The 15,973-nt window shown below is 49.1% G+C and carries 17 protein-coding genes and 4 tRNA genes; 17 read left to right on the top strand and 4 right to left on the bottom strand.

The window, feature by feature from the left end; translation table 11 throughout:
- From BZG83_RS02480 to ptsG, 11 genes are all read left to right on the top strand, one after another.
- On the top strand, positions 1-648 hold a 648-nt coding region (locus BZG83_RS02480; protein ID WP_077479234.1), incomplete at its 5' end, for a beta-ketoacyl-ACP synthase III.
- Positions 649-667: 19 nt separating this feature from the next.
- Positions 668-1,594 (top strand): ACP S-malonyltransferase, encoded by a 927-nt coding sequence (fabD, locus tag BZG83_RS02475; RefSeq protein ID WP_077479233.1) that lies wholly within the window; start codon positions 668-670, stop codon positions 1,592-1,594.
- A gap of 70 nt (positions 1,595-1,664) precedes the next feature.
- A complete protein-coding gene (fabG, locus tag BZG83_RS02470; RefSeq protein ID WP_077479232.1) occupies positions 1,665-2,399 on the top strand; it encodes a 3-oxoacyl-ACP reductase FabG in 735 nt (244 codons plus the stop codon).
- A 157-nt stretch (positions 2,400-2,556) separates the two neighbouring features.
- The gene (acpP, locus tag BZG83_RS02465; protein WP_002541727.1) at positions 2,557-2,793 is read left to right on the top strand and encodes an acyl carrier protein; all 237 of its coding nucleotides are present in this window, start codon (positions 2,557-2,559) and stop codon (positions 2,791-2,793) included.
- Between the two features lie 92 nt (positions 2,794-2,885).
- On the top strand, positions 2,886-4,124 hold the full coding sequence (gene fabF, locus BZG83_RS02460) for a beta-ketoacyl-ACP synthase II (protein WP_077479231.1): 1,239 nt from the start codon (positions 2,886-2,888) through the stop codon (positions 4,122-4,124).
- Between the two features lie 94 nt (positions 4,125-4,218).
- On the top strand, positions 4,219-5,046 hold the full coding sequence (gene pabC, locus BZG83_RS02455) for an aminodeoxychorismate lyase (RefSeq protein ID WP_077479230.1): 828 nt from the start codon (positions 4,219-4,221) through the stop codon (positions 5,044-5,046).
- Positions 5,040-6,056: an endolytic transglycosylase MltG gene (mltG, locus tag BZG83_RS02450; protein WP_077479229.1), complete on the top strand. Its 1,017-nt coding sequence runs from the start codon at positions 5,040-5,042 to the stop codon at positions 6,054-6,056. The genes pabC and mltG overlap by 7 nt, the downstream gene beginning before the upstream one ends.
- Positions 6,053-6,691, top strand: coding sequence for a dTMP kinase (gene tmk, locus BZG83_RS02445; protein WP_069589106.1), 639 nt, complete (start codon positions 6,053-6,055; stop codon positions 6,689-6,691). Before mltG ends, tmk begins: the two co-directional genes overlap by 4 nt.
- On the top strand, positions 6,664-7,680 hold the full coding sequence (gene holB, locus BZG83_RS02440; protein WP_241825784.1) for a DNA polymerase III subunit delta': 1,017 nt from the start codon (positions 6,664-6,666) through the stop codon (positions 7,678-7,680). Before tmk ends, holB begins: the two co-directional genes overlap by 28 nt.
- A gap of 1 nt (position 7,681) precedes the next feature.
- Complete coding sequence (locus tag BZG83_RS02435; RefSeq protein ID WP_077479228.1) at positions 7,682-8,461, top strand: TatD family hydrolase; 780 nt, start codon at positions 7,682-7,684, stop codon at positions 8,459-8,461.
- 624 nt (positions 8,462-9,085) lie between these two features.
- Positions 9,086-10,513 carry a PTS glucose transporter subunit IIBC gene (ptsG, locus tag BZG83_RS02430; RefSeq protein WP_077479227.1) on the top strand — a complete coding sequence of 476 codons (1,428 nt, stop codon included), beginning with the start codon at positions 9,086-9,088 and terminating at the stop codon, positions 10,511-10,513.
- 86 nt (positions 10,514-10,599) lie between these two features.
- Here ptsG and BZG83_RS02425 read toward each other — a convergent pair whose 3' ends face one another.
- From BZG83_RS02425 to BZG83_RS02415, 3 genes are all read right to left on the bottom strand, one after another.
- The gene (locus BZG83_RS02425; protein ID WP_077479226.1) at positions 10,600-11,505 is read right to left on the bottom strand and encodes a lysine exporter LysO family protein; all 906 of its coding nucleotides are present in this window, start codon (positions 11,503-11,505) and stop codon (positions 10,600-10,602) included.
- Between the two features lie 119 nt (positions 11,506-11,624).
- On the bottom strand, positions 11,625-12,548 hold the full coding sequence (locus BZG83_RS02420; RefSeq protein ID WP_077479225.1) for an HDOD domain-containing protein: 924 nt from the start codon (positions 12,546-12,548) through the stop codon (positions 11,625-11,627).
- Positions 12,549-12,681: 133 nt separating this feature from the next.
- Positions 12,682-13,269 carry an LON peptidase substrate-binding domain-containing protein gene (locus BZG83_RS02415; protein WP_077479224.1) on the bottom strand — a complete coding sequence of 196 codons (588 nt, stop codon included), beginning with the start codon at positions 13,267-13,269 and terminating at the stop codon, positions 12,682-12,684.
- Between the two features lie 283 nt (positions 13,270-13,552).
- Between BZG83_RS02415 and BZG83_RS02410 the strand changes: the two genes are divergently transcribed.
- The 6 genes from BZG83_RS02410 to BZG83_RS16690 all read left to right on the top strand — a co-directional run bounded on the left by BZG83_RS02410 (position 13,553) and on the right by BZG83_RS16690 (position 15,180).
- Positions 13,553-14,140, top strand: coding sequence for a TfoX/Sxy family DNA transformation protein (locus BZG83_RS02410; RefSeq protein ID WP_077479223.1), 588 nt, complete (start codon positions 13,553-13,555; stop codon positions 14,138-14,140).
- A gap of 219 nt (positions 14,141-14,359) precedes the next feature.
- A tRNA-Cys gene (locus BZG83_RS02405) sits at positions 14,360-14,433 on the top strand.
- Between the two features lie 24 nt (positions 14,434-14,457).
- Positions 14,458-14,534, top strand: a tRNA-Met gene (locus BZG83_RS02400).
- 101 nt (positions 14,535-14,635) lie between these two features.
- Positions 14,636-14,711 (top strand) — tRNA-Gly (locus BZG83_RS02395).
- Positions 14,712-14,749: 38 nt separating this feature from the next.
- A tRNA-Leu gene (locus BZG83_RS02390) sits at positions 14,750-14,836 on the top strand.
- Between the two features lie 176 nt (positions 14,837-15,012).
- On the top strand, positions 15,013-15,180 hold the full coding sequence (locus BZG83_RS16690) for a hypothetical protein (RefSeq protein WP_157891193.1): 168 nt from the start codon (positions 15,013-15,015) through the stop codon (positions 15,178-15,180).
- A 60-nt stretch (positions 15,181-15,240) separates the two neighbouring features.
- Here BZG83_RS16690 and BZG83_RS02385 read toward each other — a convergent pair whose 3' ends face one another.
- The gene (locus BZG83_RS02385) at positions 15,241-15,870 is read right to left on the bottom strand and encodes a Fic/DOC family protein (RefSeq protein WP_077479222.1); all 630 of its coding nucleotides are present in this window, start codon (positions 15,868-15,870) and stop codon (positions 15,241-15,243) included.
- Positions 15,871-15,973: the final 103 nt, after the last annotated feature.

Genomic DNA, 15,973 nt, shown 5'->3' with positions numbered 1-15,973 from the left:
GCGTTTGATATTGCCGCAGCCTGCTCTGGCTTTGTGTATGCGCTGAGTGTCGCTGATCAATACGTTAAAAATGGGCTAGCTAAAAATGCCTTAGTGGTGGGGTCTGATCGCCTTTCACACACCTGTGATCCTGATGATCGTTCAACCATCATCTTATTTGGTGATGGTGCTGGTGCCGTGGTGCTTTCTGCCGATGAAAATGATGGCATCTTGTCCACTCACCTCAAAGCCGACGGTAAATTTGGTGAGTTATTGAAACTTAAATACCCTGAGCGTGGTCAGTCCTTACCAGCCGATGAGGCTTGGCTGTACATGGCCGGCAATGAGGTATTTAAAGTCGCGGTGACCCAGTTGGCGAATATCGTGACCGAAACACTTGCCGCCAACCAACTCGAAAAATCAGACATTGATTGGTTGGTGCCACATCAGGCCAATTACCGGATTATTAAAGCGACGGCGAAGAAGCTGTCGATGTCGATGGATCAAGTGGTATTGACGTTAGACCGCCATGGTAATACGTCGGCAGCATCCGTACCGACCGCACTCGATGAAGCCGTACGGGATGGGCGTATTCAACGCGGACAAACCGTGTTACTCGAAGCCTTTGGCGGTGGTTTTGCGTGGGGTTCCGCGCTGGTCAGGTTTTAAAATTAATAGGAAAACAGCTATGTCTGCTACTGCGATTATTTTTCCCGGTCAAGGTTCACAAGCCGTGGGTATGCTGAGTGAATTGGCCGACCAATATGGCGTTGTGCAACAAACGTTTGCCGAGGCGTCAGAAGTCTTAGGGTACGATTTGTGGGCGCTTGTGCAACAAGGGCCAGAAGCGGATTTAAATGAAACGCATCGCACACAGCCTGCGTTGCTGACCGCATCTGTCGCTATCTGGCGTGTATGGCAATCACAAGGCGGTGCAACACCGTCATTGCTTGCAGGCCATAGCTTGGGTGAGTACTCAGCCTTGGTTTGTGCAGGTGTATTGGACTTTAAAGAAGCCGTTAAGCTTGTCGAGCTGCGCGGTCAGTTGATGCAAGAAGCCGTCCCTGCAGGCGTAGGGGCGATGTCAGCGATTATTGGCTTGGATAACGATGCGATTGCGGCAGCCTGTGAGCAAGCCGCGCAGGACCAAGTTGTTTCACCCGTTAACTTCAACTCGCCTGGCCAAGTTGTGATTGCAGGTAACAAAGAAGCGGTTGAGCGTGCCAATTTACTGTGTAAAGAAGCAGGCGCTAAGCGTGCACTGCCATTGCCGGTGTCTGTTCCATCGCATTGTGCGTTGATGAAACCAGCTGCGGAGAAATTAGCGCAAGCACTTGAGCAGGTGAGCTTTAATACCCCTGAAATCCCAGTGATCAATAATGCGGATGTAGAAACACCGACTGATCCAGCGGCGATCAAAGACGCTTTGGTACGTCAGTTATACGGCCCTGTTCGCTGGACAGAAACTGTAGAGCGTATGGCTGCAGAAGGCGTTGAGCAGTTGTTGGAGTTTGGCCCGGGCAAAGTGCTGACTGGGTTAACAAAACGCATCAATAAATCGCTAAGCAGTGCGGCGGTTAACGATAGCGCGAGCTTAGCGTCTGCCAACGCGTAAGCGTTGAGCTGGCAATAACATTCTGTGACTGCCGGCCGAGGTCGGCAGAATCAACTAAAAGGGTAACCGAATGAAACTAGACGGAAAAGTAGCGCTAGTGACTGGCGCGAGCCGAGGCATCGGCCGTGCAACGGCAGAGTTGCTTGCTGAGCGTGGTGCCACTGTGATTGGTACGGCAACCAGCGAAAAAGGTGCAGCAGCGATTAGCGACTATCTCGGTGAAAAGGGTAAAGGGTTGGCGTTGAATGTCACCTCACCGGAGTCGGTCGCTGAGGTGCTTGACACAATTAAAAAAGAATTCGGCGATGTTGACATTCTGGTTAACAACGCAGGCATCACGCGTGATAACCTATTGATGCGTATGAAAGACGACGAGTGGCAGGACATTATGGACACCAACTTGACGTCGATTTTCCGTTTATCTAAAGCGGTATTACGTGCGATGATGAAAAAACGCTGTGGCCGTATTATTAATATTGGCTCAGTGGTTGGTGTAATGGGTAATGCGGGTCAAGCAAACTATGCTGCAGCGAAAGCGGGTGTGATAGGCTTTACCAAATCCATGGCACGAGAAGTGGCTGCACGTGGGATCACCGTTAATACAGTCGCACCTGGTTTTATCGAAACCGATATGACCAAAGCACTGAACGATGATCAGCGTTCAGCAACACTGGCACAAGTGCCAGCTGGTCGTTTAGGCGACCCTCGAGAAATTGCTGCAACTGTTGCATTCTTAGCCTCTGACGATGCTGCCTATATCACAGGCGAAACATTGCACGTCAACGGCGGTATGTACATGATTTGATCTCTAACGTTGCAATCTCGAATGACACACGTCAAACTCCGACTGATTTGTCCCCAAATCGTGGTTTGACCAGCGGTGGGGGTCTTGCAACTTCCACATTAATGAATAAACTACAGCACATATCGCATCTGCGAATCTTGTAAGGACTAGTATTAATATGAGCAACATCGAAGAACGCGTAAAGAAAATCATCGTTGAGCAACTGGGTGTAGACGAAGCAGAAGTGAAAAACGAAGCTTCTTTCGTAGACGACCTAGGCGCGGACTCTCTGGATACCGTAGAGCTAGTAATGGCTCTAGAAGAGGAATTCGATACAGAGATTCCAGATGAAGAAGCCGAAAAGATTACTACTGTTCAAGCGGCTATCGACTACGTAGTTAGCGCTTCTGAGTAATCCCTGATTCCCACCAGGCGGTCTCCTTGACCGCCTGTGTTCTTTTTAAGCTATTCTAATTTCCAAACTTATATTCTCCGGAGAACATCATCGTGTCTAAGCGTCGTGTTGTTGTGACTGGCATGGGTATGCTATCACCCGTGGGTAACTCAGTTGAGTCGTCATGGAAGGCCCTGCTGGCTGGCCAAAGCGGTATTTCGGCTATCGAGCACTTCGATACCACCAACTTTGCCACTAAGTTTGCCGGCATGGTAAAAGACTTCAACTGTGAAGATTACATGTCGAAGAAAGATGCACGAAAAATGGACTTGTTCATCCAATACGGCATTGCTGCCAGTGTTCAAGCCATTCAAGACTCCGGACTAGCTGTAGATGACAACAATGCACACCGTATTGGTGTGGCAATTGGTTCTGGCATCGGTGGTCTTGGTCTGATTGAACAAAACCATCGTGCATTGGTGGAAAAAGGCCCACGTAAAATCAGCCCTTTCTTTGTTCCTTCTACCATTGTGAACATGATCGCCGGTCATGTTTCTATCAACTATGGCATGCGTGGCCCGAATATCTCGATTTCAACGGCTTGTACCACAGGTCTTCACAATATTGGTCATGCTGCTCGTATGATTGCGTACGGTGATGCCGACGCAATGGTTGCCGGTGGCGCAGAAAAAGCCTCCACAGAGCTCGGTATTGGCGGCTTTGCGGCGGCGAAAGCACTGTCAACCCGCAATGACGATCCTCAAGCGGCGTCGCGCCCTTGGGATAAAGATCGTGATGGGTTCGTGCTCGGTGACGGTGCCGGTATTATGGTGCTGGAAGAGTACGAACACGCCAAAGCGCGTGGCGCGAAAATTTACTGTGAACTGGTTGGCTTCGGCATGAGTGGCGATGCTTATCACATGACCTCACCGAGCGAAGACGGCTCAGGCGCTGCATTAGCGATGGAAGCGGCGATTCGTGATGCGGGTATTACGCCAGACCAAATCGGTTATGTGWATGCCCATGGTACATCGACGCCTGCGGGTGACGTGGCTGAAAGTAAAGCCGTTCGTCGTGCGATGGGTGACGCAGCAGACCGTGTTCTGGTGTCTTCGACCAAGTCGATGACAGGACACCTTCTTGGCGCAGCAGGCTCCGTTGAGTCGATCATCACTGCGATGTCATTGATTGACCAAGCGGTACCGCCAACGATTAACCTTGAAAATGTCGACGAAGGTTGCGATCTGGACTATGTTCCGCATGAAGCCCGTGACGTGAAAATGGATTACGCACTGTGTAACTCATTCGGCTTTGGTGGCACCAATGGGTCTTTGATCTTCAAGAAAATCTAATTGCACGCGTCTTGAGCGCAAAGTGATTAAAGATTTTGATATAGTAACGGTCCGATTTATCGGGCCGTTTTTATTTGTGGAGTGATGAGGCATCATGCAGTGGGTCAATGGACAACCGAGCGCAACAGTACCGATCAGCGATCGGGGACTGCAATTTGGTGATGGTTGTTTTACCACGGGCCAGAGTGTTCAAGGTGTGCTGCAGCAGGCTGATGCGCACTTCGAACGATTGATGGCGACCTGCCAACAGCTCGCGATTGACGGTGTCGATTGGTTACGGCTACAGCAAACGGTCGCTCACGCTTGTGCGCAGTCAAACCAAGAGCAGGTGGTCAAAATCGTGATCACGCGAGGGCAAGGTGGGCGCGGCTACAGCCCCGCAGGGTGTCAGCAGCCAACCGATATCGTGACCCTTCATGCTTTTCCTCAGCATTACTATCAATGGCAGCAGCACGGGATTTCGTTGGCGACCACAGAAAGACAGTTGGGTGCCTCCCCATTGGCAGGCCTGAAACATCTGAATCGGTTGGAGCAAGTGTTACTCAAGCGCGAACTTGACCAACGCAATAAGCTATCTTCAGCCACCGTCGACGATCTGGTGGTGTGCGATCTGTTTGGCAACCTTGTCGAGACCACGGCATCGAATCTTTTTTGGCGTCAAGGCGTCGATGTGTATACGCCCGCTCTGCACTATGCCGGCGTRGATGGGCTGATGCGTCAGCGCGTTATTGCGTTGCTTGAGGACATCCCTGACTATCACTGTCACATGGTGCAACAAGGACCGGATGCGCTTTATCAAGCTGAGGAAGTCTTTATCACCAATACCCTAATGAAAGTGGTCCCTGTGAATCATATTGACCACATATCGTATTCTGATCATACGCTGGCAAGCGCATTACAGCAGAGGTTAAACGCGTGCTAAAAAAGCGAATATTCGGGCTGATCAGCCTACTCATGTGTCTGCTTGTCGCGCTGGCAGGCTGGACGCTTTGGCAGACAAAAGCCTATGTGGCCTCACCGTTAAATCTTGAGTCACCACAACTGGTGACAATTGAGAAAGGGGCGCATTATCATAAAGTTATCAATCAGTTTGAAGATAAAGGCTGGCTGACTGCGACAGTGTGGGCCAAGGTGGCGCCTCGGGTGTATCCTGAGTTGACACGGATTCAAGCGGGTACCTTTCAAATTCATCCGGGACAAAGCTTAAGTGAGGCATTCGCCACCTTGCGTGAGGGACAGCAATATCAAGATGCCATCACCTTTATCGAGGGAAGCACCTTCGCGCAGTGGCAGTCACAAATGGCATCCGCACCGCATCTCGAACAAACATTGACGGGGCTTGATGAAGCTGACATCGCCAAACAGTTAGGCGCTGAGTACACCAAGCTTGAGGGCTTGTTACTCCCCGAAACCTATGTCTACGATGTGGGGGATACGGATTTGTCTTTGTTGCGTCGCGCATACCGAGCGATGCAAGCGTCGCTCAATAAGGCATGGCAAAATCGGGCTGATGACCTGCCGATCGACTCGCCGTATGAGCTGTTAATTTTGGCCTCCATTATCGAGAAAGAAACCGCGATCGATGCCGAGCGCACCAAGGTGGCTTCCGTCTTTGTCAATCGGCTGCGTCGGGGAATGCGTTTACAAACCGACCCGACGGTGATTTATGGCATGGGTGACAACTATGATGGCAATATTCGTAAACGAGATTTACGCACCCCAACGCCTTACAATACCTATGTGATAAAAGGGCTACCGCCAACGCCGATCTCCATGCCGGGTGTGGCATCACTGATGGCGGCGGCACAGCCTGCCACCACTCAATACTATTATTTTGTCGCGACAGGGAAAGGCGGCCATCAATTTTCTACCACGCTGGCCGAGCATAATCGAGCGGTGCGTGATTACCTAAAAGTGTWAAAGAGCCAATGAAAAACCATTTTATTGTTGTAGAAGGCCTCGAAGGAGCGGGTAAAAGCACGGCTATTGCAAAGGTGAAGCAGGTGCTACACCAGCACGGCATCGATGACGTGATCACCACTCGTGAGCCTGGTGGCACCCCGCTGGCAGAGCAAATGCGTACCTTGGTTAAGCAAGGTCATCCAGATGAGCCTCTTACCGACAAAGCCGAGTTGTTACTTTTGTATGCGGCGCGCGTACAGCTGGTAGAGAACGTCATAAAGCCGGCTTTGGCGAATGGCCAATGGGTGATCGGCGATCGTCATGATATGTCCTCGCAAGCCTATCAAGGTGGTGGCCGCGGTATGGATGCAGCACTGATGCAAAGCCTTAAAGCCACGGTATTGGGCGACTTTTCGCCCTCGCTGACCTTGTATATGGATATTGAGCCTAGTCAGGGGCTAGCGCGTGCTCGCGGTCGTGGCGAATTGGATCGAATTGAAACCATGCAGCTCGACTTTTTTGAACGGACACGAGCACGTTATTTAGCACTTGCTAAGGCGGATCCGAGCGTGGTGACTATCGATGCGGGACAGTCGCTCGACACGGTTTCTCGCAGCATTGAACAGGCTTTAACCCAATGGCTAACGACACAAAACACGCCATGAGTGACGCAGTAACGCTATCTATCCCAGCACCTGAGGTGTTGCCCTGGTTTGCACCGATGTGGTCTCACTGGCAACACTTACTGACGCAACAACGCTTGCCGCATGCTCTTTTACTCGCGGCGCCAACCGGCAGTGGCCGTGGCGAGTTGGTGAGCTTGTTGGCAAAAACACGCTTATGCCAAACACAGACAGAGCAGCCTTGTGGGCACTGCCATAGTTGTCAGCTGTATGCAGCTGGTAATCACCCGGATGTACATTGGCTAAAGCCAGAAAAACCCGGCAAACAAATCAGTATTGACGCGGTGCGCCAAAGCCAACGCAAAGCCACTGAAACATCTCAACTGGGTGGTGCACGATTCATTATTATCGAACCGGCTGAGATGCTCGGTGAAGCTGCCGCGAATGCACTGCTCAAAACCCTTGAGGAGCCACCTTCAGCTTGTCATTTTGTCTTGCTCAGTGACTCGCTAGACACCTTACTGGCGACCATCATCAGCCGTTGCAGCGTATGGAAAGCGCCCCAGCCGGAGATACAGGTTGCCAAGCAATGGGTCGAGCAAGCATTGCAGCGAGATGTGCCTTATCATGCGGTTGCGCTATATCGTGGCGCACCATTGGCGGCAAAAGAATTTGTAGCCTCAGGGGGATTGGATCATCACCATGCGGTTGTGACTCAGTTAGCGGACTACTTGGTCACGCGCTCGGGCCTATTTGACACGCTTGAGCAGTTGGTTTCACACTATCCCGCTTCATTGGACTGGGCCAGCTACTTTTTGCTTGATGTGATGAAGTGGCGTCAAGGGGCGACCAACGCGCTCATTCATCACCATCACCAACCCGTGGTAGTAAAAGTGGCTGAGGCGCTACAAACCCATCAATTACACAGTCAGCTGCGTGCGCTGCATCATATGCAACGGCAACTGACCAAGCATTCAGGACTAAACACTGAGCTTGTGATTAGCCAGTGGTTATTAACGATTGGAGAATAACGTGTTAATAGACTCTCATTGCCATCTCGACAAACTGGATTATGACGCACTACACCAGAATGTCGCCGATGTATTAGATAAAGCGAAGGCAAGAGGTGTCGATTACTTTCTCTCGGTGGGGGTGACGCTGGATAGCTTCCCCGAGATGTTGGAGATGATTCGTCCTTACCCCGAAGTCTTTGCCTCATGTGGTGTTCACCCACTCGATATTGAAAACGGGTTCGATTATGACCGTTTAAAGGCCCTTGCCGCTGATGATCGTGTGGTGGCTATTGGCGAGACAGGGTTGGATTACCATTACCAGCCAGAGTTGGCCGAACAGCAACAAGAGATTTTCCGCCAGCACGTGCGTTTAGCGGTAGAGCTAAATAAACCACTGATTATTCATACCCGCGCGGCACGTGAAGATACACTGACGATTTTACGTGAGGAAGGGGCTGAACGAGTGGGTGGCGTGCTACACTGTTTTACAGAGAGTTACGAGATGGCCGAGGCGGCTATTGAGCTAGGCTTTTATATTTCTATCTCAGGTATCGTGACCTTCAATAAGGCGACCGAGCTTAAAGAGGTGGTACGTCGTTTACCGCTAGAGCGCTTGTTGGTAGAAACTGACTCGCCTTATTTGGCGCCGGTGCCTTATCGCGGTAAGCAAAACCAGCCTGCTTATGTGCGGGAAGTTGCCGAGTATATCGCGTTGCTCAAAGGAGAAACGGTTGAGACGGTTTGTGAGGTCACAAGCCAAAACTTTTTTGCGCTTTTCAGCGGCGCGAAAACTAATTAATTCAAATAGCCCGGCGACAATGCCGGGCTTTTTCTTCTTTTGCCATTTCATTGTATATCGGGCGGGTAAAATAAAATCATTTCACGCCTTATGATGCATGTAGCTCGCCTGATGACATGCAGATACGGCTGTTATTTTTCGGTCAAAATTGCGTCATATTGACGTCAAAGTGACCATGCTGACAATGTCGTTATCGATTTTTGATTTGAATCAAAAATAACATAAGCCATTGAATTTAAATAATTAATAGGTTTTCTTGCATCGCTATTACTTAGTGTATTAATTCGTTACGTAAAATAACTTTCCACTTTTTTCTCATCGCACTTGTTGTACTTTTTCAATTCTTGCTTTTTGAAATAAAAAATATTTTTAAATCAGTTGTTTATGAATATTATTGCTGATTTTGTCAGCAAGTTTAATTGTGATCTATATTTACTYTTTAATCAGTAAAATCATCGTACGTAGGCAGGGTGATGATTCGCACCTTATAGTTTGGGTGAGTTCAATAATCACAAATCGCAATGACTCTCAGGCGTCCGACGTTTTCGGGCCACCTGTAGCGGGGGAGCCGAATGGTTAGCCACGAGAGCATGCATTGTTAACTTCCTTGTCAGGAGCAAGACTATGTCAAAAAACCTCTTCGCTAACCTGCAAAAAGTCGGTAAGGCGCTGATGCTACCAGTATCCGTGCTACCGGTAGCAGGTATATTGCTAGGTGTTGGTGCGGCCAACTTTAGCTGGATGCCAGATATTGTTTCTCATCTGATGGAACAAGCTGGTGGGTCTGTGTTCGGCCAAATGGCACTGCTGTTCGCCGTGGGTGTCGCGCTGGGCTTTACTAACAACGACGGTGTTTCCGGTCTGTCTGCGATCGTCGGTTACGGCATCATGGTGGCAACACTTAACGTGATGGCTCCTGTGATGGGCGCTGAAGAAAWCAAGACGGGTGTACTTGGCGGTATTCTTGCCGGTGCTGTGGCTGCGTGGACGTTTAACCGCTTCTACACCATTCAGCTGCCTGACTACCTTGGTTTCTTTGCGGGCAAACGTTCGGTGCCAATTATCACCGGTTTCCTCTCTATCGCGCTGGGTGTCATCCTTTCTGTTATCTGGCCACCAATCGGTGGTGCGATCGCTACCTTCTCTCACTGGGCTGCAGAGCAAAACCCTGTGACCGCATTTGGTATCTACGGTATTGTCGAGCGTGCCTTGATCCCATTCGGCCTGCATCACATCTGGAACGTACCTTTCTTCTACGAAGCAGGTAGCTGTGTGAACAATGCAGGCGAGCAAGTGAATGGCATCATGACTTGCTTCTTGACCGCTAACGACGCGACTCGTGAAGCAGGTAACGGCTTCGGTCAGTTAGCTGGTGGTTACTTGTTCAAAATGTTCGGCCTACCAGCCGCTGCGTTTGCGATTGCACATTCTGCAAAACCAGAAAACCGTGCCAAAATCATGGGTATCATGGCGTCAGCAGCACTGACTTCATTCCTTACTGGTATTACTGAACCTATCGAATTCTCGTTCTTGTTCATCGCACCTGTACTGTACGGTATTCACGCGGTGATGGCGGGCTTGGCTTATGTGTTGACCAACGCACTAGGCGTGGTACACGGCCATACTTTCTCTAACGGTTTCATCGACTTTATCGTACAAATGCCACGTGCTGAGAACGTGACCACACTGGTACTGCTTGGCCTGGGTTATGGTGTTCTTTACTACATCGTATTCCGCGTGGTGATCCGTGCTCTTGACCTGAAAACCCCAGGTCGTGAAGACGAAACCACTGAAACCTCAACAGCGACTGGCTCTGAGCTAGCGGGTGACTTGGTTGCAGCCTTCGGTGGTAAAGACAACATCACAGGTCTTGACGCATGTATTACACGCCTACGTGTTTCTGTGGCAGACACTGAAATTGTTAACCAAGACAAGCTTAAGCAACTTGGTGCAGCGGGTGTTGTAGTTGTATCTGGTGGCGTACAAGCTATCTTCGGTACGAAATCAGACAACCTGCGTACGGAAATGGATGATTGGATGCGCAGTCACTAACCAGTGACATCGTCCAAGCGAAAGGAGAGCCATTGGCTCTCCTTTTTTTATGTGTATTTGCCACGATGAGAAAAGGTGAGGGAGCGTTATGCGCCGAGCGAGAGAAAGAATAGCATTAGTACCGGAACCAGCAGACTTAAAATAAAGCCGCTGACGATCGCGATCGGCACACAGCGAATCCCGCCGGTGCTTTGAATAATGGGTAAGGTAAAGTCCATCGCGGTTGCGCCACCATAGCCAATCGCCGTGAGTGGATAACGGCTAATAATCATGGGAATCAACATAATGGCCACCAGCTCGCGGGCAAGTTCGACAATAAACGAGGCGCCACCATAGACGGGGCCCAGCCCATCTCCCATTAAGATCCCTGCCAAGGAATACCAGCCGAACCCGGATGCCATCGCAAGGCCGTGATGATAAGGCAAATCGAGTAACCATGCGGCCAATAAACCACCCGGCAGTGAGGTGATGACGATGAGCGCGGCGATCACCACACCTTTTTTATTCAGTACAATTTGTTTAAGTGTCATGCCACTATTGCGTAACTGAATACCAATCAAGAACAGCAGAAGTAGCAGAATGATTTCGCTGGCGGTATCGACCCAAGATAAGTTCATTTCTACGATCAGGCCAGCGGCGAGCCCCACAAAGACGGCGGCTATCAGTTTGCCGGATTCAGACATCATGGTGCTTAGCTTTAGTTTGTGTTGATGGCCCTGCGTGTCCGTCGGCCAGATTTTATCTAAAACGGGTAACGCGAGGAGGTTGGCCCCCCCAATACAGACAAAGAAGGTTGCTGCGTAGACACCAATAGTGGAAATGTTACTCCCTAGGTTGTCGAGAGAAGCTAAGCTCAGGCCCATCAGCAATAAAATCACGATCACCAGTCGGACGGTTAGCGTATTAACCCAATGAACATGCTGAGGCCGCTTAAGAGGTATGAGGTAGCCCACGATAAGGGGTAAAAAGATCAGTAACATCCCTGAGAACATCGATTTTGCTCACAATAAAGAAAGAGTTCATCGAGGTTATCAATCGGTTAATAGTCTGGTCAATAAAATCAGACAGCTGTGATATGGAATCACACCACAGCGTGACAGGCGCATTGGCGTTAGATACTGCTCGCTTCGATGACAGCGTCAAGCTCACGGGTAAAGTCCAACTCGTTCAAGTTAGAGAGTTCATAAAGAGCTTCAGCCCCGGGCGCGGTGAGTTCAACGTCATGATCATCAATGGCGTCATCATGGTTACGGAACATGAGTAAGTGATTCGCCATGCGTGCAATATCTAAATAGGTAATGTCTGGGCGAGCGTGTGTGTATAGCTTGGTATTAATCGCCACTTCAATGTAATCACGCTCAAAGTGCCAGTTTTGAAGGATGAGTCGACTGCAATCGCCCGATAAGTTAAAGARGACTTGTTCGGCGATATCAAACTTAAGGTAGTGGCCTTCATCGAGAAAGCGCTGAAATTCGCCGATGATGCTGTACAAACCAATATCTGCGAGTAGACCAATGATTAAGGCTTTTTCTGGCTCAACCGACAAGGGCTCATCGCAATAGTTATGAATTTTCTGGGTCACCAACGCCATAGCGGCAGCAAACTCACGGGATTTTTGCGCGCTTCGCTTCAAAATGTGATTGCACTGTGGGCCAAATTTGGCTTGGCTTTTTAATTGATAAATCGCTGCGGCGGTCACTATCCCTAACACACGATCGACCCCTAATCGGGAGACTGCAGTTTGGATGTCGTTGCATTTGCCGGTGGCCCGTGGTGCAAATAAAGCGGAGTTTGCTGCCTTGAGTACCGCACCACAGAGGCTAGGATCATCGATCAATAAGTTGGCAATATCGCGCATCGTGGTATGAGGCTGTTTGCTGGCGCGCTGGATTGACAGAACGACATCCGGTAAAGGAGGGAGGGCAAGGCGATTGACACGGATGGTTTCAATGGCGCGTTTGTAAAACTCAGATTCTATGCCGCGTAAGTATTTATCGCGATCGGGGGAGACCCAAAAGAATGACAGATGGTCCATAAGTCCTGATTCTATTTTTTACCGTCTTGTATGGTAATGCGGACGCACAGGAAAGAGAACCGCGAACTTGTGGATTACTCGCTTTTTTCGTTCCTTTGTTGATACTTTGAACAACTTGGAGTAGGCGTTAGCGTCACTCGTCGTTTTCGAGCGGGTAACGTAGCAATTTATCGATAAACTCTGCGACCTGATTTGGGCTAGGTTGTGACAGCAATAGCTGTTTTTGTTTGACTTCAATAGGCAGCAGCTCCAGCCAACGCAAACACACCCACCCAAGTTCGTCATATTGTGCAAGATTAAAGTGGTGATGTAACGTGGGGTTTGAGCGATAGTATTGCGCTAGTTTGTTRCTTAAATATTCATACTCTTGCGGGGTATTTTGTTGTCGCCATTGGGGTAATGGCGAATATGTGCCTAACTTTACGTCATTGTCACCCAGTGTCATAGATTCGACTTTTACACATTCGACCCCTTGCAGCGTTAGCGCCATATGGTGGGTATCGTGGCGATCAAAGTCCGCGATGTGGCAAAGGGTAACGATAGGAGAAATCGCACTAGGTATCTCAAGTTCGCTCCCTTCTTCTTGCATAGCAATCAGAAGCTCAGGCGGAGTCCCAGCCTGCGCCAACACGCTCAGGTAAAGGGCTTCTGGCACAATGTAAGTGTGTAAGCCTCCGGGGAGTAAGTGACTGGTTCTAATTAAAACTGGCTTAGGTAACATCGTATCCTCGAGTATAAAATGTCTCTTCCTTAAATCTAGCGCACTTGGCTAAGTTGGTTAAGTCTTCATCACTCTTCCTTTCAGTTTAAAACGAAATACGAATGCTTTTTTAAGTGCCCTCATTAACCATATGTCTTTTTAAGGGTTAAATTTCTGTACAGTGATCTAATGCATAGAATTTCATATCAACATCATGCACTATTTCGCGTGTCGAATTATTAGGCTTGGTGGCCGCTTTTTTGGTCATCACTTTTTTCGCTCAGGAGAGAAATAGGAGTTACCGATGAGTGTGGTATTTAAAGCCCATATTGTTAAGTACTTGAGCAACTTCGGTGAAATGGAACAACGCTCAATGTTTGGCGGAACAGGGTTTTTCTACGACGGCGCGATGTTTATGTTGCTGACGGATAAGCGACTGTATTTGCGAGGCGGTGGCGCATTATCAGAAAGACTACTCGACAAAACGTGTCGTAAATTTGTCCATGTCAAGAAAAGCTCAACCGCGGTTGTTAATTATTACGAAATAACCAGCTTATACATTCAAGACGATCCCGAATTAGGTCAGCTTGTCAAAACATCGATCGATATTGCGGTGGCAGATAAAAAACGCAAAGAGAGCCTAGAGAGCCGTCGATTACGCGATCTGCCTAATCTACGACTGACCATTGAGCGTATGCTGAAGAAATCTGGCGTTGAAGATGTGCGTACATTTAATCAGCTTACTCCCGAGGAGCTGTTTCGCCGTGTGCAGATGACTCATGGCAAAGATGTGGATGTCTCCCTGTTGTGGAAATTTGCTGGTGCGCAACAAGGTTGTCACTGGAAGCTGATTGAAAAAGAAGAGCGCGATCGTTTACTTGCCGCTGTTTAATACCCATTTTGCGCGCAGACAGCCGGCCGAATAGGTCGGCTTTTTTATGTTTAGGGTCTAGCTAAGTGAGGCGGGTGGCGCGAATATACTCAGATTGTGCGAAAAATGTGACGCTTGGATAAATAATCGACGGTTAAACCATAAAAGTGCGATTTATACGTGACAGGCGAAAAAAGTTATGTAGAATTCAAACCACTTAGCCGAGAGGTGAAACGTAAAGGCGCGTTGGCAGAGTGGCTATGCAGCGGATTGCAAATCCGTGGACCTCGGTTCGACTCCGGGACGCGCCTCCATGCACTTGGCTAAAACAATACGGACGCGGGATGGAGCAGTTTGGTAGCTCGTCGGGCTCATAACCCGAAGGTCGTCGGTTCAAATCCGGCTCCCGCAACCAATTTTAGGTTGTAAAAATAGTTTGTCCGGTTGAAGTTTATTCAACACGACCTACGGTAGTCGCAATTGCATTGCGCGATAAATCCGGCTACCGCAACCAAAGCGACATTAGCTCAGCTGGTAGAGCGCAACCTTGCCAAGGTTGAGGTCACGAGTTCGAACCTCGTATGTCGCTCCAAATTAAAACAGTGGCGTAAGCGGCTGAAAGAATTGTGTGCCCCGGTGGTGGAATTGGTAGACACAAGGGATTTAAAATCCCTCGGCGTTCGCGCTGTGCCGGTTCAAGTCCGGCCCGGGGCACCATTAAAAAAGAAAACGGCGACCAGATTGGTCGCCGTTTTTGCGTTTAACAGACAGCGAGTTTGCGCACTGTATTAAAAGCCGTATCCCAGTCACAATATTGTCTAAGTGATAAACATATCACCATTGAATTTAGATGCTTTTTTGCCTAAAATTTAACCATAACGAATGAGGGCAGTATGCACAGGCCAGAGATGCAAAAAAAAGCAAAACAAGTCACACAAAAAATGATTGATCGCGCGGTGGCAAGCTCGACGGCAATCGAAACGCAAGCAACCACGGAAGAAGTAGAAGCGAAATTAAAAGAAAATCGGCAAAAATACCAAGCGCTCGCATTGGCTGATTAGCCACTCACTGCAGTAAGGACGGCGAGAAGCCAATATTACCGGCAATTGGCGATGACCTTGTTAACCCATTAGGGAACTGGGTGGCAATACATCTTTTACTAAGCGTTCCATATGCTGGTAATCATGCCCGACGCCCGCCTGAATAGCGGCGATATAAAAATCTTTGTTTTCCTCCCATAGCTGATAATCCAGCAACCCTATTCCTGCCTTTTGACACATCACATCAATCAATAAGCGAGAAATGCGTCCATTTCCCTCTCGGAATGGATGGATAAGAATGAATTCAACATGGCTTTGCGCTAAAAAGTGAATGAGCTCTGTGCGTGTCATCGTTGGTAAATTGGGATAATCCGTTAAGTAATCTCGTTCAAACTGAGCGAGACAAGGACCAATTTGTTTCGGTGAGGTGAAGCGAAATCCCGCCTTACTCAGTTCGACATTTCGCACCTGCCCAGCCCACAAATAGACATTCCCGAGCCATTGCCGGTGCCAACTGGCCATAGTGTTAAAGCGCAGTGCGCGAGGAAAGTGTCCACCGGTAAAAACCCTTTCGTAGAGTTTAGACAAAAGCACTGCCTCAATATCTTCTATGTCGTGCAATTGCGTGATACCGAGTAAGTTACGCAAGACTTGCTCATTCGRTCCAGGTTGATATTGCGCCTCTGAGGCTTGCGTCTCATAACGTGTCATACCTGTCTTCCTTGCTTATCTGTCACCATGGTCTTAGGGATACGACATTCGCCATGATCAGTTATGTTGCCTGTTGCGATGGCTGTTATGCCATAGGCTTTGA

Source organism: Salinivibrio sp. PR919 (assembly GCF_001995355.1).
GTDB lineage: Bacteria > Pseudomonadota > Gammaproteobacteria > Enterobacterales > Vibrionaceae > Salinivibrio > Salinivibrio proteolyticus.
The sequence above is the reverse complement of the archived record's forward strand: the minus strand, read 5'-3'. Positions and strand labels throughout refer to the sequence as shown.